The following is a 25463-nucleotide window of genomic DNA, read 5'->3' on the forward strand; positions in this document are numbered from 1 at the left end:
TCGAAACATGAAGGAAAACAGAAAATTTTATAGAATTATCTATCGTTATCTATCGTTATCTATCCTATATAATCCAAGTGTTGCACGATGCCCCAAGCGTTTGCGCAGCTTAACATCACCATAGAAAAGGGGCCTACGATGCTCAAAAGGACGTTACTTATTTATTTAATTGCTTTCATCTCGTTAGCAACAATCCCACTATCCATTTTTATAGATAATGATCAACATGAGAATTATCTGCAAGTTCAGAAGGGGAGCATGGATCTTTCAACTTGGGATTACCAACAACAAAAGATCATCAAGTTAGATGGTGAGTGGGAATTTTATTGGAACCAGCTGCTAATGCCTGAGAATTTTATAGAATCAAGCACAGACAAACCTTCTCCTACAGCATTAATGGAGGTCCCTTCACGATGGAATGGCAAAGTGGTTGATGGACAACCTTTACCTGCATTCGGATCTGCTACTTATCGGATGGTGCTGAAAAACTTACCTGTAAACGGTGTATTCGCATTGAAAAAAACGAATATCCGCTTTTCGAGTGCGATTTATGTGAATGGGCATTTACTCATTAAGGATGGAAACCCCACTATGAGTACTGCCGATTACCAGTCGGGGAATATTCCGCAGATTGGGCTTTTTTCGTCTGAAAAAGGTGATGTAGAGATCATCATTCAAGTTTCTAACTATGAATATGTAAATGCAGGTATTCCGGTATCTCTTACTTTTGGCGAGGAAGCCGCTATGCTAGAGAACCAGCAAAAGAGTACGGCTCGTGAATTTAGTACAGTTGCAATATTGGGAACATTATCACTTATTTTTGTCATCTGCTTTGTGGCGGCTGCTTTATACCGTAAGAAGGATTACTCCTTACTTGTATTTGCTATTATTTGTTTACTGCTTGCGATCTATCATGGCTTGATTGGAGAACGTTCGCTGTTACTGTTTTTCCCAAACCTTTCGTTCATTGTGTTATACAAAGTGAAGGATATTAGCTCCATATCGTGTTTTATTGTTCTGGCTATATTTTTCTACCAAATGCACAAAAGCATAATCTCTTTAAAACTTACGCAAGTCGTAACGATTATACTAGGCAGCTTTATAATATTGGTAGCAATCCTGCCTATTCGTACTTACACGCTTTTCTCTACCTATGTGATCATTGTATATGAATTGATGTTAATTTGGATGTTGTTTAGAGTGGCTATCTTGTATATCAGAAGCCCAGAAGTAAATCGGATCAAATCGTTGCTGCTGTTCTTGGCGATTCTTGCTATCAATCTGTACTCGATAGACATCATTCTGTTTGCTCTTTCGATGAAAGAAAACCTTTGGCTAGGACAGTTTTACATTGTAGCCTTTAATATCATTATGATCGTTCTGATTGTTCTCCGTTTTTTCGAGGCTTATCATACGATAGATGAAATGAAAAACCAGCTGATCGGTCTGGACAAAATTAAGGACGAGTTTCTCTCCAATACCTCTCATGAGCTGAAGACACCACTGAATGCCATAGTCAACATTACTGCTACACTACTTAATGGGGTTGAAGGTCCAGTTACCGAAAGGCAAGCGCAGAATCTAGCGATCGTAATGGGAAGTGGAAGAAGATTAACTTATATGGTAAACGAATTGCTCGATTATTCCAAAATGAAGCATGGAGATATCACCTTATATAAAAGCACCCTAGATCTGAAAGCTGTTGTAGATTCTGTTATCGGTATACATTCGTTTCTGCTCGGAGAAAAGTCGATCTTTCTCGTAAACAATGTTGCTTCAGAGTTTCCACCTGTACATGCAGATGGCAACCGTTTGATTCAGATTTTGCACAATTTGGTAGATAATGCGATTAAATTCACGGAGCAGGGTGAAATAAATATTAGTGCCAGATTTACTCATGAATGGGTTGAGGTTCGTGTGGCAGACTCGGGAATCGGAATTGCACCGGATATGCAGAAACGTATTTTTATGGCCTTTGAGCAAGTGGACGAAGCTGAAATTCACAGTCATGGTGGGACAGGTCTCGGACTAAGCATTACCAAGAAGCTGGTTGAGTTACATGGCGGGAACATTAGAGTGGACTCTGTTGCAGGTAAAGGTTCGGTCTTTATATTTACTATTTCACGATGGGATCGAACATCTAATCAAGTCACGGGTCCAATCGTGGATAAGACTCTTCCTTATAGAGAAGTTTTCTTTCCGCGCCAGGAGTATCCTGTATATATCCAAGGTAAAATCAATGAGCCGATTTTGGTCGTGGACGATGATTTTGCCAACCTGCAATCTATGATCAACTTGTTCAAGCTTGAGGGATATTCCATTGTTGTTGTGAACCGCGGGCAGCTGGCACTTGATGAGTTATCGAAGAATTCAGACTTCTTTCTCGTTGTACTGGACATTACAATGCCGGATATTTCTGGCTATGAGGTTCTGCAAAGGATTAGAGAGAGATTCACACCCTTTGAGCTGCCTGTGTTAATGCTAACGGCGAAGAATAGAGTTAGCGATATGAAAATGTCCATGGATAATGGGGCAAATGATTATGTGGGGAAGCCGTTTGAAGCGGAAGAATTAATGGCACGTGTGAAAAGCCTGACCCGATTGAGAGCTTCTGTGAAGAAAGCTAAAGATGCCGAAATTGCCTTTTTACGTTCTCAGATCAAACCGCATTTCTTGTACAATGCCCTGAATTCAATTGCTGCATTATGTGTGGAAGAACCTGAGCAGGCGGAAGAATTAACGCTGGAGCTGTCACAGTATTTGAGAAGCAGCTTTGACTTCAAACAGTTGGATTCGTTAACTACCTTGGAGGGTGAGCTAGAGCTAGTTAAAGCATATATTAATATTGAAAAAGTGCGCTTTGGTGCTAGATTACAAGTGGAATATGATATAACTGCAAATACGGATAGTCGGATTCCCCCACTTATCCTACAACCATTAGTAGAAAATGCTATAAGACATGGACTGATGTCCAATTTACGGGGAGGAAAGGTAACTATATCTGTGAAAGAGTCGGATCCTTCTGTAGTCAGCTTTGTTGTAGAAGATAATGGACGCGGAATGAGTGAGCACAAGCTGGAGGAAATCATGAAATCAGATGTAGATAAAAGAGGCGTAGGGCTTTGGAATATTAGTCAACGCATCAAACTTCTCTATGGAAAGAACATTCGTATTCAAAGTGTTGAAGGAAAAGGCACACGGGTTTCTTTTGATATCCCCAAACAACACATGAAGCGGATAGGAGGTTGAAGTATGCTGCGGGCCATTATCGTGGATGATGAAGAATTATCAGTAAAGCGCTTAAAAAGGATATTATCTCAGAGTGGAGAGATTGAAGTATACGATACTTTTCTGGATCCGACGGAAGCCTATGAATTTGTGAAGGGGAATTCGATTGATGTAGCTTTTTTGGACATTTCTATGCCTGACACAAATGGAATGAAGCTTTCCACCCTTTTGCATGAACTAGATGAATCGATTAATGTGGTTTTTGTTACAGGGTATGACGAATACGCACTGCAAGCCTTCGAACTGAGTGCTGTGGATTATTTGCTGAAGCCTGTAACTGCACAGCGTTTAACTAAAACTTTGGATAAGATCAAAAAAATGAATAGAGGTGTGACGGTTCAGCCCGTCATAGAAGTTCTCTTATTTAATGGACTAAAGATATACCGCCGTACGCAAGACAGAGAGCCCATCAAGCTAAGGAGCCCAAAAACCGAAGAATTGTTTGCTTTTTTGATTAGTAAAGGGACGGTTAGCCGAGATGAAATTATCGATACCTTATGGAGCGGGCTGGAACCTGATAAAGCGCTGAAGAATCTGAACTCAACCCTGTACTATATTCGAAAAGCAATCGGAACTAGCTTTATTAAAGCCAGCAGAACCGAAATTAGTATAGAGGAACGCAGTATTTATTGTGATTTGTATGAGTTTAAGCGACAGCTGAAGCAAATTAGACAGGTCTCGAAAAAAGATTCTGAATGGTTCAATCAAGTAGAAACATTGTATACGGGGTCCTTTCTCAAAGGTAAAGCATACGATTGGGCTAGTGGGAAGACACGCCGACTTGAACAGGATTTTATTGGACTGCTGGAACTAGCTGCTAGATTTCATATGGAGCAGAACGAGCGTCAACAATCGCTGCACTACTTTGAGAGAATCTTGAAATTGGATCCCTTGAGAGAAGATATCCATCAGGAAATCATTCATTTGTATATTGAACTAGGGCGTATGAATGAAGCTTATCGGCGATATGGGCAATTGGAAGAGACCCTTCAACAGGAGCTTGGAACTTCACCTGATCCTAAGCTCAAAGCTCTGATTAAGAAGATGATGAACTAGTATAAAGAAAAAGAGAACCGACGAATCGATTAGAATTCGAAGGTTCTTTTTTTGTTTATTTTTCGTTTATCATAATTTTGTATAATACTCTCGATTATTGTCGAAATGATGACATGATTTAAGCTAGAGGGGGAAAAAGAGTTTGAAGCCATCATTTATGAAAATAGGCATTAGTATTTCGTTAGCCACTGGAGTTGTGGTGCAAGGTGTGGGGCCGATCCACACTCAAATAGTGAGTGCAAAATCGGACTTTGGTTGGATCGTGAATAGCCCAGCTGTGATACCGTCCATCAATGAAGACGATTCTTCCAACGCAGGCGTTGTTGTGTCTAGTCTTTTGTCGGGTAAGGTAACTGACCCAGCTTCAACAGGAATTGCTGTGGTGTCATTTGATAATACCAATGGGGCCTGGCAATATTACAACACGCAAGCAAATATTTGGTATAATATCGAGCCAGTGTCTGACACTAAAGCTTTTCTGCTGCTGAAATCGGAGAAAATTCGTTTTGTCCCCGCTAAAGACTGGAACGGAACAGCTTCCATTTACTTTAAGCTATGGGACACAACAGCAGTCGGCTATCAAAATTATCAAAAAAATGCGAATACCACTGTTTCTGCAGCATTCAACCCAGATCTAGGCACTGCTACAATTACTGTAAATCCAGTGAACGATGCACCTTATCTGACAGAACTGAATGGTGGGGACTATCTTAGTTTTGACGGCAATGGGGATTATGTGACGTTCCCAGATCAACTGTTATACAAGAATTCTTTTACAATTGAAGGTAATTTAAAAGTCAATGGTTTTAATACCTGGATGAGATTCTTCGAATCTTCAATCGGTGAGGCAAACCACAATATTTTTGTGGGTTTTAACGGAAAAAAAATGAGCTTCATAGCGTATACCAATAAAGGTGAGATTAACGTCACTGAAGATTTCCCGACTTCTAAATGGGTTCATGTCGCAATTGTTTATGATCACAGTCAGAAAAAGGGACGAATTTATTGGGATGGTGTTCTTAAGGCAGAAGGGGCTATGGATTTAAGTACAGTTGGAAATATGGCACGTCCGAACAACTGGCTTGGTAAAAGCACCTGGAGACAGGACGGAGATTACAGCGGTGGGATGAGAGACGTAAGGTTTTGGAGTAAAGCTAAAACCCAGAGCGAAATTGTTCGCGAAATGAACGTCGATTTGAATGGATCAGAGCCTAATCTGGCTTTGAACTATAAATTTTCGAATAGCAATGATGGTATTATCGCTGTCAATACACCGGCTGGTTCAGCTAAGAACGGTTCAATCACTGGTGCTAGCTGGAAGCAGGACACAGGCTTCATGGGAAGTACTACAACGGAAAAAAATAAATCTGTATCACGCTCCTTTAAGGTCATTGATGTGGATGGGGATGACCTAAATGTATCAGCTACATCTTCTAATACTTCCCTAATTCCGAATAATGGACTGAAAGTAAGTGGAAGTGGGGATGTGCGGACGTTAGAAATAACACCAGCGAAGAATGCCTACGGAAACAGTGTGATTACTGTTACTGTAAATGATGGCACTATAAGTAGTTTATACACCTTCAATGTGCAGGTAAACGATGTGGGAGATGTCCTCGTAACTGGAGTGACTTTGAATAAAACATCACTTAGTTTAACAGAGGGAGAAGCAGGAGATACACTAAATGCTGTAATAGAACCTGCTAATGCCACGAACAAAACCGTGATCTGGAGCTCCAGCGATGCAACTGTGGCGACAGTTGTGAATGGAGTAGTCACCCCAGTTGGCGTTGGAACGGCAACGATAACAGCAACAACAACAGACGGAAGTTATACTGCGACATCCACCGTAACTGTGAGTGCTCCGATTGTGAACGTAACCGGAGTGAAGCTTGATCAGGAGACGCTCGACTTAACTGCTGGTGAAGCAGATGCCTTACTAAAGGCGACAATAGAACCTGCAAATGCGACAGATACTGATGTGATCTGGAGCTCCAGCGATGAAACTGTTGCAACAGTCGTGGATGGAGTGGTTACACCAGTTGGTGAGGGTATAGCAATTATTACTGTAACGACTAAGGATAGAAGTTTTAAGGCTTCAACAACTGTGAATGTGGCAGCACCTAAGCCACCAATTGTTATAGTAACCGGAGTAACCTTAGACCAGCCAACACTTGATTTAACAGTTGGAGAAGGTGATAAAACGCTACAAGCGACAGTCGCACCTGCCGATGCAACCAATAAGGGGGTAATCTGGAGCTCCAGTGATGAAACAGTAGCTAAGGTTGTTTACGGAGTAGTAACCCCGGTTGGTGTTGGAACAGCCACCATTACGGTTACGACTAAAGATGGAAGTTTTACTGCTTCAACAACAGTACATGTAAGTAAACCAATTCCACCAGTTGTGAATGTAACTGGGGTGAGGCTAGATCAGGAGACGCTCGATTTAACAGCTGGTGAAACTGTGGGAATACTAAAAGCGACAATAGAGCCTGCAAATGCAACAGATCCAGACCTGATCTGGAGCTCCAGCGATGAGACTGTAGCCAAGGTTGTGAATGGAGAAGTAACTCCAGTTGGTGAGGGAACAGCCATCATTACGGTTACAACGAAAGATGGAAGTTATAAAGCTTCAACAACCGTTACTGTGAAGGCTCCTGCTAAGCCAATTACAGCACCGGGTATTCCAACATCCGTAACTGCAACTGCAGAAAATGGTCAAGCGATCATCACCTTTACACCGCCGGTAAACGATGGTGGAAGTGAAATCACAGGATATATTGTAACGGCTCATCCGGGAGGGCTGACGGTTACGGGTAATGGAAGTCCGCTTACAATCAGTGGTCTGACGAATGGTACAAGCTACACCTTCACGGTACAGGCCATCAATAAGGCTGGCTTTAGCGAATCATCTGCTGAATCCAATACAGTCATCCCGAGCGCTCCATCCAGTGTTGATGTTTCTTCTCAACCAACTCCATCAGCAACGCCGGCACCTGTGGCAAATGATGCTTCCATTTTAATCAATGGTAAAGCGGAAACCGTGGGAACTGCGACGAATGGTAAACGGAATGATCAAACGGTAACCACCATTGCTTTAGACCAGAAGAAGCTGGAAGACAAGCTCGCCGCTGAAGGTATAGGTGCTGTGGTTTCTATCACTGCCACTAGTAAATCTGATGTTATCGTTGGCGAACTAAACGGACAAATGGTTAAAAATATGCAGGGAAATCAAGCAATACTTGAAATCAGAACGGGAAATGCGACATTTACACTGCCTTCTGGGCAGATTGATATTGAGGCCTTATCCGCGCAGATTGGCAAGTCTGTAGCTTTACAAGATATTAAAATACAGATTGAAATCAGCGCACCAACTGCCGATCAAGTTAAGGCATTAGGAGCTGCTGCACAAAACGGATCATTTTCATTAGTCGGCGCACCAGTAAACTTTACGGCTAGAGGCATGTACGGAGATAAGAGTATTGAACTTTCTCAATTCAATACGTATGTGAAACGTACGATTGCTATTCCGGATGGGATGGACCCGAATAAGATTACAACCGGTGTGTATATTGATCCTGATGGCTCAGTGCATCATGTACCTACTAAAGTGATAGTCATTGAAGGCAAATATTTTGCTACAATCAACAGCCTTAGTGGCGGCACTTACTCTGTAATCTGGCATCCGCTTGAATTCAGTGATGTTGCTAATCACTGGGCAAAAGATGCAGTGAATGATATGGGTTCCCGTTTAGTTATCGAAGGGACTGGCAATGGTCAATTTACACCTGATCAAGCGATTACCCGCGCAGAGTTTGCGGCAATTGTCGTTCGCGGTCTCGGACTAGGATTGAGTCAAACAGCAACACCATTTTCGGATGTTAAAACTACGGATTGGTATAACAGTGCGATCAATACTGCATATGCATATCAATTAATCAATGGTTTTGAAGATGGCATGTTCCGCCCTGATGACCAAATTACCCGTGAACAAGCGATGTTGATTATTGCTAAGGCAATGAAAATTACAGCGCTAAAGGCTAAACTTTCTGGTCAATCCATTGACGGATTGTTAACCCCATATAATGATGCTAACGTTGTATCCAACTGGGCGTTAAGCGGAATAATTTACTGCTTGCAGGCAGGGGTTATTATGGGAAGAAGCAGTGATGGTCTTGCTCCAAAGGATGATATGACCAGAGCTGAGGTTGCAGCGATAGTTAAGCGGCTTCTTCAAAAGTCTGATTTAATTTAAAAATTGGCTCATAATATACATTGAAAAGAAAGAGTATTCATTCGATAACCTTCGAATGAATACTCTTTTCTTTTGGCTATATTAAATTCTAATGTTGATATTTGACTGTTAATCATAAATTTTTTGGCTTTATGTTAGGGGCGTTTTTTAATGGCTTTTGAAGTGCGTCCACAATGGCTGCGATGATACTTGTTGCTAAAAGACCCATTAGACATAATGATGTAGGACCCGCTGCATCATCACTAACTGTAACTTTAGCAAGCACCCTTAAGCTTACTATTCCTAACAAAATGAGGAAAATGACTGTAAAAGCACATTTCTTTATGATCTTCAAAGAGTTAAGGGATAATTCAGAGAAAGCATTGTTCTTTTCGATGTTGTTTAATAGTTTATATGCTTGGTACAGCGCAACAGAAAACGCAATACAGAATCCGTAAGCACATACTAAAAAGGGAATCAGGAAGTAAGCCGTATCTGGATGTACTCTTGCATCTCTTACCGCTATCTCAGGTAACCAGATACACAAAGCAAGCACTGCAATTCCAACCAGAAAAATAATTACTTTTAAGAAAATGGTTGAACCTCGTTTAACATTCATTTAAAACACCTCACTTATATAATAACTTCATGATTTTAGCATTTAATTTATTGATTTACAATAAATTTGTATTGTTTTTTGTGTTTGTTATTTTTACGAGAAATGGTTATCGTCTTTAAAAGACGACAACATCGTTTCTTCTTGTTAGCAGGAGAATGGCTTAATTATCCAGAAAAAATAAGTTAAATCATTTTTTCATCAATTGAAAAGAGGCGAAATCTAATGGAACTACGGCAAAGTATTAATGAAGTTTTTCAGTCGGCACAACATGGCGATGCTGCACGGCTAACAGAAATCTTAGAATTCCATCCGGCTCTTGCAAATACGGAAAATAACGAGGGTCTTACACCTTTGGGATATGCAGCACATTTCGGTAAAGAAGCAGCGGTGCAGGTATTGATAGAGCATGGTGCTGAGGTTGATGCAGTATCCCATTCCAAGATTAATTTCATTCCTTCTAATACTGCACTTCATGCTGCAATTGCTGGGGAGCGGAATATGGGTGTTATCCAACTGCTATTGAACAAGGGTGCTCAGACACATATTTTTGATAGCGATGGGCACACTGCCTTGCATTCTGCAGCTTTTCATTCGGATAATGTGGAGCTGATACGCTTGTTAATCGAACACGGAGCTGACATCCATGCTAAAATTGAAGGTGGTGAATCAGTATTAGCTATAGCTATCCAACAAGGAAACCACAACGTAAAAGAATTTCTTATTGAAAAAGGAGCAATTTAGAATGCAAATCACATTAAACCGTAAAGACAATTCAACAGTAGCTTTGATTTCCAGCGAAGGTATTGTAATTAATAATGTAAATGATGCACTCGATCTAATGGCAAACGTGAGATATCAAGAATGCGATAAAATGATTCTAAGTAAAGAGCAAATCACAGATGATTTTTTTGAGTTAAAGACGGGCCTTGCCGGAGAGATTCTTCAAAAGTATACAAACTATCAGATGCGAGTTGCTATTGTGGGAGAATTTACTGGCTATAATAGTAAAAGTCTGAATGATTTTATTTACGAATGTAATCAGGGGAATAAAATATTGTTCAAGAGTACAGAAGACGAGGCATTGGCAGCACTTCATCAAAGTTAAATGTGAACTTGAAACAGAGAGGGGACTTACCATGGACGCTAAAATCACGTATGAATCGATCGATGACTATATTTCCAAGTTTCCATCTGAGATTCAGGAAATCCTTAGTACAATAAGAAAAGTAATAAAAGAAACGGCACCTGATGCGATTGAAAAGATTAGCTATCAGATGCCTACTTTTACACAGCACGGAAATCTGGTGCATTTTGCGGCTTTCAAAAACCATATTGGATTTTATCCAACGCCTAATGGTATTGACGCTTTCAAAGAAGAATTATCAGTCTATAAAGGAGCAAAAGGATCCATTCAATTCCCTCTTAATCAGCCGATGCCCTATGAATTAATTAGTAAGATCGTGAAATTTAGAGTGGCTGAGAATATCAAAAAAGCTGAAGATAAGCGTAAGTAATTGGTGTGTAAAGAAAACATTGTCCACTGGCACATCTGAAGCTTTCGATCTACTCTGGTTTCAGGTGTGCAATTCTTACGTGTTATCATGTACCCGATACTGAACGACGCACAAACGACAGGATAATATCCTGTGAGTAGTCTCCGAAACCACTTCCGAATAGATTAAGTCCTCGTCTATTGAGGGCATCCTCGCGAATCTCAAATCGTACTCGAATGGGCTCATTAAATGCCAGCTTCAGTGAGCTAATTGTAGTAGGGGAAGAAGCAATTCCATTTATTTTGCTACCCTGTTCTGAGATACTCCACTCTGTCAGCATTCCATATTCTGTACCACCCTTCCATCGTTCGGGTGTTAACTTTCCTTTCCGGTTACCGAAATCTGATGGACAAGTCCAAGTACCGACATGTAGGTCGTTTATAGTTAATGTGATGTCACTTGCCCAATCTTCCCGAAATGCAGGTGCTTCAGAACAAACCTCAGCCGAAATCCGAATCTCATCAAGCTCGACACCAGGGGGTAGTGGATTGGCAAAATAGTATTCGACATAGCCAGAGTCAGCGAACCATAAGAGAGATGCATCAACTCGTTCCGGCATGTAGAATACCCGTGGATCATCCTGAGAACCGATGACTCCGCCGTCTTTTCCAGCCATACCACAAGAGGGTTGAATAGAACAGTGGGAGAACATCCCGATGGGCATATGTATTTCTTCCGTTTGATGCAGACCATCGCCTAGCTTCGAAGGAAGATCGAGATGGATGGATCGGCAGGTGATCGCACATATTTTCTCGCGATTTGCACCCTGTGTAGATGAGATTAAGTTAACTTGCTCAAGGGTCTGTACATTGATTGAAATTGTTGGTTGAGCTACGCCAAGTGTCTCGGCCAATTGACTGACACTCATGGGCTTGTCACCAAGGGCTTCAAGAATGCGGACTCTGACATCTCCAGAAAGTGCTTTAGCAACATCTAAGATGCGTGATGCGGGGTACCGTATCGTTTCTTGCGAAATATCATTCATTGGTTGTATTCCTTTTCGTTAGGATAGGTTGAGGATATTGTACACTGAAGATTCTATATTGTAAAATTATAATATACATTGCGTATTTTATATACTGGTGCTAAAATGAGCTCAACTTCTTATTTTGAAAGGCTGTGCTCATATCATGACAACTTCTGTACTGAATGTTGAGAGTCTTCCGATTCCTCGTCCCGAACATCCGCATCCACATTGGCAGCGCAACGAATGGATGAATTTGAATGGGGAATGGTCATTTAGCTTTGATCCGAGCAATGAAGGAATTAGCGAACATTGGTATTCCAATTCCGAAATCGCTTACAGTTCGATGATTACTGTTCCTTTTTCTTGGGTAAGTCCATTATCAGGTATTGGTAGTGATCATAAAGGGATAGGATGGTATCGGCGGACTTTGAAATGGCAGACTACCGACTCACAGACACGACTATTTTTGCGATTCGGGGCAGTAGATTATTCATGTGACGTTTGGATTAACGGAGTGCATGTTGGTTCACACCAAGGTGGATATGGTTCATTTGAGTTCGAAGTTACTCAGTACTGGGTTGAAGATTTAGACAATACAATTGTCGTTAGAGTAGAGGACTTCGATCATGATTACCAAACGCGTGGCAAACAGGGTTATGGAGAAATTCGCGGAATCTGGCAGCCCGTATGGCTAGAATCTCGCCCTCAGACTTATATGAAAGATGCTAAGTTTGTGACCACTATTGATGGGCAAGTGAACGTAACTACAAGAATCATTGCACAAGAAACTGGTTCGGCAGATTTCACGCTGCAGTTCGCAGAGAATTCTATATTGCATACTGAGAAAATAGATCTTATCGCAGGGGAGAATGAATTTAAGCTCTCTTTCCATATAACAGATCCAAAATTGTGGAGTCCAGATACACCGTATTTGTATGAAGGCGAACTACAACTTAGCGGATCTTTTGGCACAGACACAGTCAGCACCTATTTCGGAATTCGAGAAATCCAAACTGTTCGCTTTGATGAGCGTGGTTATCGCTGGATTACTCTTAATGGTAAGCCGATTTATTTAAATGGTACCCTTGACCAGTCTTATCACAAAATGGGCTATTTCACTTATCCGACTGATGATGACATGCGGGATGAAATCTATTTGATGAAACGATTGGGATTGAACTTTGTGCGTATTCATATCAAGCCAGAAGAACCACGCAAACTATATTGGGCGGATAAACTGGGTATTTTGGTGATGGAAGACATGCCTTGCTTTTGGGGAAATCCCGATGAAAAAGCACGTACTGCGTATGATTGTGAAGCACTTGAGATTATTGAACGAGACTATAATCATCCATCGATTTTCTCTTGGGTAATGTTTAACGAGACATGGGGTTTGAAGACGAATGCTCAGGACACTAGTCTGACGAGTGATTTACAGCAGCAGACTAGTTATCTCAAAGAAACACAGGAATGGGTTCGGGAAAAATATCGTTGGGCAAAACGACTAGATCCATCTAGAATCGTTGAAGATAACTCACCTTGTAACTATGATCATGTGGAATCTGATATCAATACTTGGCATTTCTACATTAATGGTTATGATCAGCTTAGAGCTCATTTGAATGAGGTTGTAGACAAAACTTTCCCAGGTTCAGACTTTAACTGTATCGGAGGTAATGTACAATCTGATGCCCCGCTGATGAACAGTGAATGTGGAAACGTATGGGGTATCGAAGGCGGGGCAGGGGATAGTGATTTAGCATGGCATTACCGCTATATGATGAATGAATTCCGGCGGCATGATAAGCTATGTGGTTTCGTATTTACCGAATTTCGCGATGTTACGAACGAGTTCAATGGTTATTATCGGTTAGACGGTAGCGATAAAGATTTTGGTTATGATGCCTTTGTTCCAGGGATGACGATTTCTGATCTGCATTCTCCGGACTTCATCGTGATCGATGCACCGCCATGCCAGACAGTAAACGCAAAGGATGAAGTTAAAGTTCCGCTTCTTCGTTCCAGCTTCTCAGATAAATATCATGGACAGCATTTACAGGTGAAGTGGGAACTTTGGTACGACAATTTGGGAACACGAGTTGTTACACAAAGTGAGCATATGTCAGTGAAGTGGGACGGATATGGAGTAGCAGATTTACCACCACTATTTATCATTATGCCCGATCAGGATGCAGTTGCAGTGCTAGCAGTTTCTTTGATAAATAATAAGGGAGAGGTAATCACTCGCAACTTCATTACGTTTGATGTAAGAAGCGGTAATCAGGGTGTAAGGTTTGAAGGGGATGGAGATTGTATTAGTATCCCTGTTGGTGCGTATAAAGAACACAACTTTGAACAACAATGGGAAGCTATTCAATGCGCAAAAATCAATGGAGCTGGGCAAGGCCGTTATGCATATGATGTAACTCTTCCAGATGGTATGGAGAAAAAGATGATTGGCGAGATCGAAATCATGTTCGAAGCCAGCGCAAAGCGAGTATTGGCTCGAAATGTTGAAGGCGCAAAGCAAAATGAAATGGGACTTGATCTCATGCATGGTGCAGATGCTAGGGTGGAGTATAATCCGAATACGTATTATATGACCGACGAAGAACGTCATCCTTCACGTGTGAATGTTCTGATAGAAGGTCAACGGATTGGCTCCTTCTATTTGCCAGATGATCCGGCCGACAGCCGAGGTGTATTATCTTGGCATTATCAGCCATTAGCGAATAAGTTGGATGAGGCGGGCTCTTACGGCTATCTGTGTAAAGTAAGTGTACCGGGGCAGTTATCAGCTAAACTAGATCGCAATCGTACTTTCCGTTTGGAGCTTCAAGCAGAGGGTGGAGGCTTAGCCTTATATGGTCGCAATGCGGGTCGTTACCCTATAGATTTATTGATTCGTTATCGATAACATACATGGGTGAAGTTGGATCATTCAATTTTAAAAAGCAATCCAAGCCATAAGGCAAGGATTGCTTTTTTTGTGTTGAGCTTACCAGAGAATGGATTAAAGCTCTTTATCATTAATGCTGTTCAGCCAACCTTCAATATCCCCAATAACGGAGCTAATGCAGCCATCTTCAAATGGTGAAGTCAGACCCGCTAGTTCAACCAGTTTAATAAAAGACTTGCTTCCACCAGTTTGGCATAGCTCCAAATAATCGCTCCAAGCAGATTTGAAATCTTCGTTCGAACGTTTCCAGAATTGGAAGGCACATAGCTGTGCTAGTGTGTAGTCAATGTAGTAGAACGGTGATGCAAAGATGTGGCCTTGTTTATGCCAGAAGCCCCCTTGTTCCAGATAAGTGTTACCTTCATAATTACGATGTGGTAAGTATTTCTTCTCGATGTCTCTCCAAGCTTGCTTGCGTTCAGCAGGAGTTGCTTCAGGGTTGCTATAAACAAAATGTTGGAATTCATCGACAGATACCCCGTAAGGAATAAACTGAAGGCTATCAGATAAGTGATTAAAGCGGTATTTATCTGCATCTTCTTCAAAGAACAAGTTCATCCAAGGCCAAGCGAAAAATTCCATACTCATGGAATGTATCTCACATGCTTCATAGGTTGGAAAAGCATATTCTGGCACATTAATATTGCGGCTTTCATAAACCTGGAACGCATGACCCACTTCGTGAGTTAAGACATCAATATCCCCAGAGGTTCCGTTGAAATTCGAGAAAATAAAAGGGGCTTGGTATTGGCTGAAATAGGTGCAATATCCGCCGCCTTGTTTTCCTTTTTTGCTTACTAAATCCACCAGATTATTGTCCAGCATGAAGGTGAAAAATTCATCCGTTTCAGGGGAGAGTTCTTTGTACATCTTCTTACCGTTAGCTACAATCCAGTCTGGATCCCCTTTAGGGGTAGCGTTCCCGGTCTTAAAGCTAAAGTTCTCGTCGTAATATTTCAATTCATCTAGACCCAGTCGTTCAGTCTGACGTTTCTTTAACTGCTGGGAGACAGGTACGATATATTCAAGAACTTGTTTGCGGAAATTAGCAACCATTTCAGCATTATAGTCGGTACGCATCATACGGTCATAACCTAGCTGAACAAAGTTACTGTACCCAAGCTTTTTAGCTATGCGGTCACGGACCTTTACGAGCTCGTCATAAATGCGGTCAAATTCAGTCTCGTGTTCGGACATAAAACCAAAACGAGCTTCAGAAGCACTTTTACGCATATCACGGTCTGTAGACAATTCGAAAGGTGCGAGTTGAGGCAGTGTACGCTCTTCACCTTCGAAAAGAATCTTGGCAGATGCGATAAGCTGGGAGTATTCAGTTGATAGTTTGTTCTCTAATTGTAAATCTTCAATGATTTCCGGACTAAACGTCCGCAGCGATACTTCAGCAAGCTGGAGTAACTGCGCACCCCATTCCTTTTCAAACTCGGCTCTATATTTGGAATGTACGAGTGCTTTGTAGTAGTCAGTTATGTATTCCTGAACGACAGGCCCGATTTCGTCCATGAATTCTTGTTCGGCTTTGTAAAATTCATCTGTCGTGTTGATAGAATGACGAACGCTAACCAATGTCTGCATCGTGTCAAACTCATTGCGAAGCTTGTTAATGGCAGTAACGGAAGCTTTTTGCACCTCTAGTGGTGATGTGTCGTTGAGATCTTTCAGCAGGGTGTTAAAGTCTTGCTTGAATTTCTCTACATCCGGTCGCTCATAGCGGTAATCATCAAATTTCATAAAAAAATCAACTTCCTTTCTATACCAGATAGTCTCTATTATATAATCTGAACAGCCATTTACGATAGACCTGTGTAAGCTTTTTATGGTCGAAAAAAGAACAAATGTACAAAAGTGTAAAAACTTGTTAAGCGGAATGTGGTTTGATATTATCTATGAATATAGTAGATCTTATCAAGAGAAAATGGTCCATCCAGTTATGCGAGAGCAGATGAAGATGCATTGGGAAGAAGTACTGAACACAATTAATGAGCGCACTCGTACAATTTAACGAAGCGAAAATAGGAGGCTCGATATAGATGAAACCCCGAATTACAGTAATAACACTAGGCGTGGATGATTTGGAGAGAGCTTTGGTTTTTTACAGGGATGGATTAGGATTCACGACCGAAGGGATCATTGGCAAAGAATTTGAACATGGAGCGGTTGCCTTTTTTGATTTGCAGGCAGGCTTGAAGCTGGCACTTTGGAATCGGAAAGATATGGCCTATGAGGCAAAGGTTCCATTATCCCCAGCCAGTTCAACAGAAATAACGATTGGCCACAATGTAGGAAGTAAAAAAGGAAGCAGATCAGGTTATGGAGCTAGCTCAAAAGGCTGGTGCGAAGATCGTTGACCCTTTACATGATACCTTTTGGGGAGGGTATTCCGGTCACTTTATGGACCCCGATGGGCATTTGTGGGAAGTCGCATGGAATCCAGACTGGGAGCTCGAGAATTAAAGGAGTCTATTCAGAGCTTTGTTACGTAGCCTCTCTTAAACCGTATTCTTAGAATACGGTTTATCTCTGTTTCTATACGAATCTTAGAATTTTTTCGCTTTACCCTCTGAACCCTTCCTCCCTCTTTTTTCAACTGCTTCAGTACAAATGTCGACAAACTTAATATATCATGATATATTATTATGTATAAAGATGAAAAAATTAGAGTCAGGAGATAACGAAAGTTATGAATGAGACAACGTCATCCAAACCGATGTATGAAAAAATATTTGATGAAGTGAAGCAGCTTATTGTAAATAAATCCTATGGACAAGGGGAGCGAGTTCCTTCAGAAAAAGAACTGGCCGAAACCTATAATGTAAGTCGGATTACGAGTAAAAAAGCTCTGGAAATGCTAGCCGCCGAGCATTTGATTGTGAGAAAACCGGGAAGAGGTTCGTTTGTGGCTGATCCGGCAGTTGACTACATAGATTCAGTTATGTCTCCTGAGACGACCTCTGACGGGACTATTTTTAATGCTTTTAACCATGAGGAAAAGACGATTGGTCTGATTATTACCGACTTTGGCAACAGTTATGGAACAGGCTTGATTTATGGGATGGAACAGGCTTCCCGTGATAATGATTGCTTCCTCGTTCTACGAAGAACATTTGGCGTACCAGAGAACGAAGAACAGTCTATTCAGAAGTTGCTTAGCTTGGGTGTAGATGGTCTGATTGTTTTTCCGGCTCAAGGTGAATTTTTTAATGCTGAGATTCTAAAATTGGTGATCGGGCGTTTCCCATTAGTTCTGGTAGATCGCCATCTGAAAGGAGTAGCGGCTGCTTCGATCGGCACGGATAACATAAAGGCTGCACTTAAAGGGACGGAGTACTTATTTGATCTCGGGCATACTCATATCTCTTTCCTCTCTCCACCTCCAGCGGATACGACCGCTCTTGAGGAGCGGGTGGAGGGGTTTATACAAGCACATGCGGAGCGGGGGATAGCTGTAGATAAGGGGTTGTGGGTTAGTGATTTAACCTCAACATTACCAAATTCCTTTAATGATGAGAATATTGAACACGATATCTCACGGCTAGTTTCTCATTTACAAGAGAATCCAACAATAACGGCGCTTTTTGCCGTGGAATATAATATTGCCCTGCTGGCTAGAACTGCGGTTGAACGACTTGGGCTGCGGATTCCAGAGGATATTTCGATCATTTGCTTTGATAGTCCACCAACTCCACTCGGATCGGGTTATGCGTTCACTCATTTGCGGCAGAATGAAGAAGAAATGGGGCGACTGGCAATTGAGAATGTCCTGCAAATTATGAACGGCCAGACTGTATCGAATAAGATAATGCTGGAAGCTGAGTTGATTTCTGGTGAATCTACGGGTTCTGCTAAACCATCTAATTCTAATTAATTTTATGCGATTATCCATAAATTAGTTGTTATAAAAACCTATCTCTTTGGATGGGTTTTTTTGTTTGTTTTAGATTGATGTTTATCATTATTGAAGTATTGATATATCATTATCAATAAATAAACATATTGACATACTAACCACATGACAATATACTAATTTGTGAAAGCGCTTCAAAGGAAAAAGAAAAAGGGGGTATTATAACTGAAAGCAACCAGAGAAATCCCTGAGTCGATGAAGAAACTGGCATCTAATGTAAAAGCGCAGCTGAGTGATCGTCCAAAATTAGCCGAAATGTTCGAGAAATGTATGGCTAACACCTGGAATACAACCTTAAAAAGAATGGCGAATGGCACCACTTTTGTCATTACCGGAGATATTCCAGCGATGTGGCTGCGGGACTCGGCCGCTCAGGTTAGACCCTTTCTGATCCTTGCCTCCGAGGATGAAGAAATTGCGGACATGATTGAGGGACTTGTACAAAGACAATTCGCCTGCATCCAGCTTGACCCTTATGCGAATGCTTTCAATGAAGAAGTTAATGGAAATGGCCATCAGGAGGATCTTACAGAGATGAGCCCAGGAGTATGGGAAAGAAAATATGAGATTGATTCATTATGCTATCCGATCCAACTGGGTTATCTGCTCTGGAAGAATTCGGGCCGAACTAGTCAGTTTAATGATTTATTTGTTAAGGGTGTAGAAAAAATTATTGCATTATGGACTACTGAACAGAAACATGAGAGCGATTCCAATTATCTTTTTCAAAGGATGAACTGTCCACCTACGGATACATTAGCGCGTGAAGGCAAAGGAACGTTGACAGCATATACAGGAATGACTTGGTCTGGATTTCGTCCTAGCGATGATGCCTGTGACTACGGGTATTTGGTTCCTGCAAATATGTTCGCTGTGGTTGTTTTAGAGTATGTGTGTGAAATTGCCCGAGAGATCCTAAGGGATCAGGAACTGGAATTGAAAGCTAGAAGACTTTCTGAACAGATTAATGAGGGGATACGCCAGTATGGAATCGTAGACCACCCAGAGTTTGGGACAGTCTATGCATATGAAGTAGATGGCCGTGGACAGGTGAATTTGATGGATGATGCAAATGTGCCGAGTCTGCTCTCAATCCCTTATTTGTCTTATGTGAGTGCCGATGATCCTATCTACCAAAATACCCGAAAGCTTATTCTAAGTAGCAATAATCCTTATTTCTTCGCTGGAAAGGAGGCTTCAGGTGTTGGAAGTCCACATACGCCTAGTCGTTATATCTGGCCTATAGCTTTAGCGATCCAGGGAATGACATCTACCAGCAATGAGGAACAGGAATCCTTGCTTAATCTGCTGGAGAAGACGGATGCGGGCACCGGATTTATGCATGAAGGGTTTCATGTGGATAATCCTGACGAATTTACACGTCCATGGTTCTCATGGGCAAATATGATGTTCTGCGAGCTGGTGCTTATGCGCTGCGGGTTACAAGTTAAGCGGGGTTAATGTCTACAAGTTTTTCAATCGACTCTAAAGGGGATAGAGAACATGAAAAAATGGCTGGTTACCACACTTGCTTTGGTTATGACAGCTTCACTTGCTACGGGCTGCGGTGGCAGTAATGGGTCTACCGGTAAAGAGTCCGGAACTGCAAGTAAACCTGGAAGCAGTGATGGGAAAAAGACGGAGCTTACCTTCTGGGGGGATTGGGGCGGTGAGGGGCAGAAGCAATTTGAGACCATGGTTGATGCCTTTAATAAATCGCAGGATAAGATTCATGTAAAGTATGTGCTGCAGCAGGATATGATCACGAAGTTCCTGACTTCCGCAACCAATGGCGGCACTCCTGATGTGCTGTTTTGGGATCGCTGGAGAACTTCATTGTATGCTCCAAAAAACGTCCTGCATCCGGTTGACGAATACTTAACGCGTGACGGTATTTCCAAAGATGACTTCTACAGTGAATCGCTTCGTGAGCTTTCATACGATGACAAATTATATGGGCTGCCGCTTACCGTAGATGCTCGTGCTCTTTTCTATAATAAGAAGCTGCTCGCAGATGCAGGACTTCAGCCTCCAACAACATGGGATGAGCTAGAGGCGGCTGCTACGAAGCTCACCAAATGGAACGGCAATAAATTGGAAATTGCAGGTTTTTCAATGGGGGATTTGGGGCTTTTTAATATGTATCTTCAACAGGCTGGCGGTACCATGCTTACGGAGGATGGAAAGACCAATTTTAATAATGATAAAGGCAAACAGGTGCTAGAGTTCTGGGATCGCCTGATGAACAAAGATAAGGTGTATAAAGTGGGGTTTGAGCTTGGACTTGGGGAAGGGCAAGATGCTTTTGTCACAGGCAAGGTTGCTATGTTGTATTCCGGTCCGTGGATGCTCAGCACTTATAACAAATATGGTAAAGATCTAGATTATGGAATCGTTCCCCCTCCAGCTGGACCAAACGGGGATAAAGGCAGTGTTATGGGCGGATTTGGTCTGGTGATTCCAGAAGGCTCCAAACATAAGGAAGAGGCGTGGGAGTTCATTAAATGGTGGACAGCGAACAAGGATAACGCATTGCTCTGGGCCAAGACCAGTCTGAATCTGCCTGGCTATAAGCCGTCTATGGAAGATCCATTCTTCAAAGATGATCCCAAGTGGCAGCCGTTTCTAGAAACACTGGAGTTCGCTAAGGTTCGTCCAAACCACCCTGGTTATTCCGTGATGGAAACCGACGCGTTGGCACCCAATTTGCAGCTAAACCAGCAGAACAAGCTGAGTATTGACGAAACCTTGAAGAAATCACAAGAAGAAGGCGACAAAATGCTTAAGGATAATGAGGTAGCGAAGTAATAAGTAAGACATTTGAAGTAAGGGGGAGGTCTTGCCTCCCTTTTGCTTAGGAGGGGGTAGCTGAAATGGCTTCCATCAGAAAGCTAGAGAAACATCAGGCGCGGACGGCTTATTTGTTTATTACACCCACGATATTGTTGTTTACAATATTCACGGTCATCCCCGTGGTAATGGCGCTGTATTTAAGCTTTACCAATTACGATGTACTTAGTAGAAATGATTGGATCGGTTTTGATAACTATCGCCGTTTGATAGAAGACAGTTTGTTATGGAAAACATTCCGAAATGTATTTTTTTATTCGATCATTTTCGTTCCGCTAAATATCCTGATTTCGCTGCTCCTCGCGATTCTACTTAGTCGAAGCTGGCGTGGGGTGAAGCTGTTCCGTACTCTGAATTATCTGCCAACTCTTACATCCGCCGTTGCTGCTGCTACCGTTTGGATCTGGCTTTTGCATCCTGAATTTGGTTTGGTTAACGGATTGTTGTCCTATGTTGGGATTACAGGTCCAGCTTGGTTATCCGAGACCCGAACGGCGATGTTGTCCATTATTATGCTTACCCTCTGGCAGTCGGTAGGTTCTAATATGATTATCTACTTGGCAGGTCTGCAAGGTGTGCCTGACTATTTGTATGAATCCGCAAGGCTGGACGGTGCCAATAAACTGGATTGTTTCCGGTATATTACTTGGCCGCAACTACGTCCTACGACCTTTCTAGTCAGCACGATGGCAATCATTGGTGCGTTACAGTTGTTCGACCAAGCTTTTGTGCTGACGCAGGGTGGTCCAGCGAATATGACGAAAACTCCGGTTTATCTGATCTATCAACAGGGCTTTAATCAATTACAAATGGGGTATGCGTCTGCACAAGCTTTTGTGCTTGCTGTGGCGATTCTCATATTCTCACTTATAAACATGCGGATCACAAAGGCGGAGGAGTCCATTGTATAAGTCGGGCTTGTCATGCAGAAAGGGGATAGAGGTATGGATACTAGCGGAAGTTCGTTATTAAAAAGAAGCTTAAGTAAATCTATTTATTATATAGTGTGCATTGTTATTGCAATCGTAATGTTTCTACCTTTCTATTGGAGTGTTCTTACATCTTTGAAGCCTGACGAAGAGATATTCGCCATGCCCATTCGATGGTTTCCTTCACATTTGACCTTAGAGCACTATCGTAAGGCGTTTACAACGGTTCCATTTGCCCTCTTTTTCTGGAATTCACTTGTGCTTGCTGTAGCGGGAGTACTGGCGAATCTGTTTTTTGGTTCGATCAGTGGCTACGCATTCGCAAAGTTGAATTTTAAGCTCAATAAGCCAATATTCCGCGTGTTGCTAGCGGCGATGATGATACCGGGCATTGTGACGATGATCCCTACAGTTTATGTCATGCGTCATATTCCATTTTTCGGAGGTAACGATATTTTTGGCAGTGGGGGGAACGGGTTGATGAACTCCTTCTGGGGAATTATTCTTCCGGGAGCTTCAGGAACTTTTGCTGTGTTCTTTATGCGGCAATTCTTTCTTACCCTACCTAGTGACATGATGGAAATGGCCCGGATCGAAGGTTGTGGAGAGTTTAAGATATTTTGGCGTATTTATTTGCCGCTGACCAAACCAGCGCTGGCGACTTTAAGCATCTTTACTTTTCAAGCGGGCTGGAACAGCTTTCTATGGCCCATGATTGTACTGAATGACCCGGATAAAGCAACGATCCAGATGGGACTTCAAGCCTTCTCCTATAATTTCCAAACGGATTACGGTCCAATGATGGCTGGTGCGCTTGTTGCGATTCTGCCGATATTGGTGCTCTTTCTGGCACTTCAGCGTTATTTTGTGCAGGGGATTGCATTCAGTGGCATAAAAGGTTAATTCTATAAAAATCGAATCAGGGAGAGAGTTTATATGAACCAATTGGAGATCGGGATTTGGGAGGAACGGGCGAATCAAGCACAAGCTGCGCTGGATTCATTATTCTGGAATGACGCGATCAAAATGTACAATATAGAAACACCTTGTCCAAACGGTGAATGTAATACCATTTTTCATTATTGGTGGATGGCTCATGCTGTGGATGTATTGGTAGATGGATTACAGCGAACTAGAGAGGAATGGTATGCCGAACGGCTTTCCGCGCTTCATGAAGGTCTTTTGCGACGAAATGGGGGAGTGTGGCCCAACGAGTTGTATGATGATATGGAATGGATGGCTCTCGCGTGGCTCCGTGCCTATCAAGCAACAGGAGAGGGAGTTTATAAAGATACAGCCCTTCTTTTATGGGAAGACATTCAGACAGGCTGGAACGTGCATATGGGTGGTGGGATCGCTTGGCAGAAGTCACAGTTGGATTATAAAAATACACCTGCCAATGCACCAGCAGCTATACTGGCGGCTCGTTTGTATCAAGCCTTCGGTGAAGCTGAGAATCTAGAATGGGCGCTAAAAATTTATAGATGGCAAAAAGAGCATCTGGTAGACCCGACGACGGGTTTTGTATGGGATGGCATGAATCGCACGGGCAATGGCCAGATCGATAAGGATTGGAGATACTCCTATAACCAAGGCATCTATATTGGCGCAGCTGTAGAACTCTATCGTATCACTAAGGACTCATCCTATTTGGAGGATGCTCGATTAACTTTTTCCGCGGCTGCTCATGAGCTTGCTGAGGCTAAGGGCGGTGTACTTCCAGACGAAGGAAATGGAGATGCTGGATTGTTCAAAGGAATCCTGATTCGGTATACGGCAGAATGGGTCAAAGCTGATGTCGCAGCTGTTGAAGCTGTCGATTTTCTGCGTAGGAATGCTGAATCTCTCTGGGAGCAAGGAAAGTCAGAAGACGAAGCTTTGTTTGGCACAGATTGGACTTTGTCATCTACTGGTGTAATTCAGCTCAGCTCCCAGCTTAGTGCAATGAAGTTATTGGAGAAGATGGCTGAATTAACTAAGGATCAGATTTGAGGTGAACTTTTAATGACACAAGCAAAAGAAGTCCTAAAAGCGCTTAACTGGCAGGAAAGGTCGGAGTGGTTCCAACAATGTCTAGAACGTAATTATTATAATGCGGAGACGGGGATCATGAATCAATGGTATCCCAGAGAGTATAACGTTGCAGGTGAGAATTTTTATTACTGGTGGCAGGCTCATGTCATTGATATTCTAGTGGATGGCTACGAGCGTAGCGGAGATCCTGCATATTCACTGAGAATCAAGGAATTGAGTGAACATCTCCAAGCTTATAACGGTGGGACTTTCAGGCATAATTACTATGATGATATGGAATGGACGGCATTGGCGCTGCTACGAGCTTATCGGGCAACTGGATATGAAGCCTACTTAGACGCTGTGCTAGATCTATGGGAGGATATAAAATCAGCTTGGAATGAACATTTTGGAGGCGGTTTGGCCTGGAAGAAGGATCAGCTCGATTATAAAAACACACCTGCCAATGCACCAGCCGTCATTCTAGCAGCTAGGTTATATGAACTTTTTCAAAAGCAGGAGGATCTGGAGTGGGCACTCCGTATCTATGAATGGAACAAAACATATTTAGTGGATCCTGCGACTGGTTTTGTGTGGGATGGAATGAACAGACTCGGGGATGGCCAGATCGATTTCGATTGGGAATTTACTTATTGTCAGGGAGTGTTTCTAGGTGCGGGCTTAGAGCTGTATAAGAATACGGGGGATGTCCATTACTTAGAAGATGCGAATCGAACTGCTAATACATGTATTGATCGTCTATGCGATCCGATGAATATGATGTTGCCTGATGAAGGCATCGATGATACTGGATTATTCAAAGGGATTCTGATTCGTTATCTGGTTCAACTTTGTGGAGAGGTTCCTGAGGCTAGCAGGATTCGTGAGGTAATCATGGCCAATGCTCAGCAGTTATGGGAAAAAGGTCTGGATAAACAGTTGGGTCTTTGTAGTCCATCGTGGGAATTGAAACCGGAGCTTCCGGTTCAACTGAGCATTCAACTCAGTGGCTTGATGTTGCTGGAAGGGGCCGCCGTACTCATGGAGAAGTAACTTAAAGGCGTATAAAGAAG

17 protein-coding genes and 1 pseudogene are annotated in these 25463 nt (G+C 42.3%); 15 read left to right on the plus strand and 3 right to left on the minus strand.

Annotation, left to right across the window (positions count from 1 at the left end; translation table 11 throughout):
- Window positions 1-138 precede the first annotated feature (138 nt).
- From PAENI_RS25515 to PAENI_RS25525, 3 genes are all read left to right on the plus strand, one after another.
- Window positions 139-3249, plus strand: a complete 3111-nt coding sequence (locus PAENI_RS25515) for a hybrid sensor histidine kinase/response regulator (RefSeq protein ID WP_188114685.1) — start codon at window positions 139-141, stop codon at window positions 3247-3249.
- A gap of 3 nt (window positions 3250-3252) precedes the next feature.
- Entirely contained in the window at window positions 3253-4344 is a 1092-nt protein-coding gene (locus PAENI_RS25520; protein ID WP_149647163.1) for a response regulator, read from the plus strand.
- A 157-nt stretch (window positions 4345-4501) separates the two neighbouring features.
- Window positions 4502-8599 (plus strand): S-layer homology domain-containing protein, encoded by a 4098-nt coding sequence (locus tag PAENI_RS25525; RefSeq protein ID WP_223178999.1) that lies wholly within the window; start codon window positions 4502-4504, stop codon window positions 8597-8599.
- A 112-nt stretch (window positions 8600-8711) separates the two neighbouring features.
- On the opposite strand, the gene PAENI_RS25530 is transcribed toward PAENI_RS25525, so the two are convergent.
- Window positions 8712-9197, minus strand: a complete 486-nt coding sequence (locus tag PAENI_RS25530) for a DUF2975 domain-containing protein (RefSeq protein ID WP_149647165.1) — start codon at window positions 9195-9197, stop codon at window positions 8712-8714.
- Window positions 9198-9419: 222 nt separating this feature from the next.
- Between PAENI_RS25530 and PAENI_RS25535 the strand changes: the two genes are divergently transcribed.
- The 3 genes from PAENI_RS25535 to PAENI_RS25545 are packed head-to-tail and all read left to right on the plus strand — an operon-like array spanning window position 9420 to window position 10711.
- Window positions 9420-9938 (plus strand): ankyrin repeat domain-containing protein, encoded by a 519-nt coding sequence (locus PAENI_RS25535; RefSeq protein ID WP_149647166.1) that lies wholly within the window; start codon window positions 9420-9422, stop codon window positions 9936-9938.
- A 1-nt stretch (window position 9939) separates the two neighbouring features.
- Window positions 9940-10302 carry a DUF4180 domain-containing protein gene (locus PAENI_RS25540; protein ID WP_149647167.1) on the plus strand — a complete coding sequence of 121 codons (363 nt, stop codon included), beginning with the start codon at window positions 9940-9942 and terminating at the stop codon, window positions 10300-10302.
- A 31-nt stretch (window positions 10303-10333) separates the two neighbouring features.
- Window positions 10334-10711: an iron chaperone gene (locus PAENI_RS25545; protein WP_149647168.1), complete on the plus strand. Its 378-nt coding sequence runs from the start codon at window positions 10334-10336 to the stop codon at window positions 10709-10711.
- Between the two features lie 85 nt (window positions 10712-10796).
- On the opposite strand, the gene PAENI_RS25550 is transcribed toward PAENI_RS25545, so the two are convergent.
- Window positions 10797-11735: an ArsR/SmtB family transcription factor gene (locus PAENI_RS25550; RefSeq protein WP_149647169.1), complete on the minus strand. Its 939-nt coding sequence runs from the start codon at window positions 11733-11735 to the stop codon at window positions 10797-10799.
- 145 nt (window positions 11736-11880) lie between these two features.
- On the opposite strand from PAENI_RS25550, the gene PAENI_RS25555 reads away from it, so the two are divergent.
- The gene (locus PAENI_RS25555) at window positions 11881-14634 is read left to right on the plus strand and encodes a glycoside hydrolase family 2 protein (RefSeq protein WP_149647170.1); all 2754 of its coding nucleotides are present in this window, start codon (window positions 11881-11883) and stop codon (window positions 14632-14634) included.
- A 96-nt stretch (window positions 14635-14730) separates the two neighbouring features.
- Here the strand turns inward: PAENI_RS25555 and PAENI_RS25560 are convergent, their stop codons facing one another.
- Window positions 14731-16425 (minus strand): M3 family oligoendopeptidase, encoded by a 1695-nt coding sequence (locus PAENI_RS25560; RefSeq protein WP_149647171.1) that lies wholly within the window; start codon window positions 16423-16425, stop codon window positions 14731-14733.
- 299 nt (window positions 16426-16724) lie between these two features.
- Between PAENI_RS25560 and PAENI_RS25565 the strand changes: the two are divergent.
- The 8 genes and pseudogenes from PAENI_RS25565 (at window position 16725) to PAENI_RS32000 (ending at window position 25443) form a co-directional block, all read left to right on the plus strand.
- Window positions 16725-17148, plus strand: a pseudogene (locus PAENI_RS25565) (VOC family protein).
- 226 nt (window positions 17149-17374) lie between these two features.
- On the plus strand, window positions 17375-18559 hold the full coding sequence (locus PAENI_RS25570) for a GntR family transcriptional regulator (protein ID WP_149647172.1): 1185 nt from the start codon (window positions 17375-17377) through the stop codon (window positions 18557-18559).
- Between the two features lie 234 nt (window positions 18560-18793).
- On the plus strand, window positions 18794-20059 hold the full coding sequence (locus PAENI_RS25575; protein ID WP_149647173.1) for a glycoside hydrolase family 125 protein: 1266 nt from the start codon (window positions 18794-18796) through the stop codon (window positions 20057-20059).
- Between the two features lie 42 nt (window positions 20060-20101).
- The gene (locus PAENI_RS25580; protein ID WP_149647174.1) at window positions 20102-21406 is read left to right on the plus strand and encodes an ABC transporter substrate-binding protein; all 1305 of its coding nucleotides are present in this window, start codon (window positions 20102-20104) and stop codon (window positions 21404-21406) included.
- A gap of 65 nt (window positions 21407-21471) precedes the next feature.
- Complete coding sequence (locus PAENI_RS25585) at window positions 21472-22359, plus strand: carbohydrate ABC transporter permease (protein ID WP_149647175.1); 888 nt, start codon at window positions 21472-21474, stop codon at window positions 22357-22359.
- Between the two features lie 33 nt (window positions 22360-22392).
- Complete coding sequence (locus tag PAENI_RS25590; protein ID WP_076118832.1) at window positions 22393-23280, plus strand: carbohydrate ABC transporter permease; 888 nt, start codon at window positions 22393-22395, stop codon at window positions 23278-23280.
- A 33-nt stretch (window positions 23281-23313) separates the two neighbouring features.
- Window positions 23314-24369, plus strand: a complete 1056-nt coding sequence (locus PAENI_RS31995; RefSeq protein WP_188114686.1) for a glycoside hydrolase family 76 protein — start codon at window positions 23314-23316, stop codon at window positions 24367-24369.
- Between the two features lie 12 nt (window positions 24370-24381).
- A complete protein-coding gene (locus tag PAENI_RS32000) occupies window positions 24382-25443 on the plus strand; it encodes a glycoside hydrolase family 76 protein (RefSeq protein ID WP_188114687.1) in 1062 nt (353 codons plus the stop codon).
- Window positions 25444-25463 lie beyond the last annotated feature (20 nt).

It is taken from the genome of Paenibacillus sp. B2(2019) (genome assembly GCF_008370385.1).
Taxonomy (GTDB): Bacteria; Bacillota; Bacilli; order Paenibacillales; family Paenibacillaceae; genus Paenibacillus_AQ.

Coding starts and splice junctions, on each gene's coding strand:
- PAENI_RS25540 (WP_149647167.1), top strand. CDS start 9,940: ATGCAAATCACATTAAACCGTAAAGACAATTCAACAGTAGCTTTGATT.
- PAENI_RS25545 (WP_149647168.1), top strand. CDS start 10,334: ATGGACGCTAAAATCACGTATGAATCGATCGATGACTATATTTCCAAG.
- PAENI_RS25530 (WP_149647165.1), bottom strand. CDS start 9,197: ATGAATGTTAAACGAGGTTCAACCATTTTCTTAAAAGTAATTATTTTT.
- PAENI_RS32000 (WP_188114687.1), top strand. CDS start 24,382: ATGACACAAGCAAAAGAAGTCCTAAAAGCGCTTAACTGGCAGGAAAGG.
- PAENI_RS25560 (WP_149647171.1), bottom strand. CDS start 16,425: ATGAAATTTGATGATTACCGCTATGAGCGACCGGATGTAGAGAAATTC.
- PAENI_RS25520 (WP_149647163.1), top strand. CDS start 3,253: ATGCTGCGGGCCATTATCGTGGATGATGAAGAATTATCAGTAAAGCGC.
- PAENI_RS25515 (WP_188114685.1), top strand. CDS start 139: ATGCTCAAAAGGACGTTACTTATTTATTTAATTGCTTTCATCTCGTTA.
- PAENI_RS25575 (WP_149647173.1), top strand. CDS start 18,794: ATGAAGAAACTGGCATCTAATGTAAAAGCGCAGCTGAGTGATCGTCCA.
- PAENI_RS25585 (WP_149647175.1), top strand. CDS start 21,472: ATGGCTTCCATCAGAAAGCTAGAGAAACATCAGGCGCGGACGGCTTAT.
- PAENI_RS25570 (WP_149647172.1), top strand. CDS start 17,375: ATGAATGAGACAACGTCATCCAAACCGATGTATGAAAAAATATTTGAT.
- PAENI_RS25590 (WP_076118832.1), top strand. CDS start 22,393: ATGGATACTAGCGGAAGTTCGTTATTAAAAAGAAGCTTAAGTAAATCT.
- PAENI_RS25525 (WP_223178999.1), top strand. CDS start 4,502: ATGAAAATAGGCATTAGTATTTCGTTAGCCACTGGAGTTGTGGTGCAA.
- PAENI_RS31995 (WP_188114686.1), top strand. CDS start 23,314: ATGAACCAATTGGAGATCGGGATTTGGGAGGAACGGGCGAATCAAGCA.
- PAENI_RS25580 (WP_149647174.1), top strand. CDS start 20,102: ATGAAAAAATGGCTGGTTACCACACTTGCTTTGGTTATGACAGCTTCA.
- PAENI_RS25535 (WP_149647166.1), top strand. CDS start 9,420: ATGGAACTACGGCAAAGTATTAATGAAGTTTTTCAGTCGGCACAACAT.
- PAENI_RS25555 (WP_149647170.1), top strand. CDS start 11,881: ATGACAACTTCTGTACTGAATGTTGAGAGTCTTCCGATTCCTCGTCCC.
- PAENI_RS25550 (WP_149647169.1), bottom strand. CDS start 11,735: ATGAATGATATTTCGCAAGAAACGATACGGTACCCCGCATCACGCATC.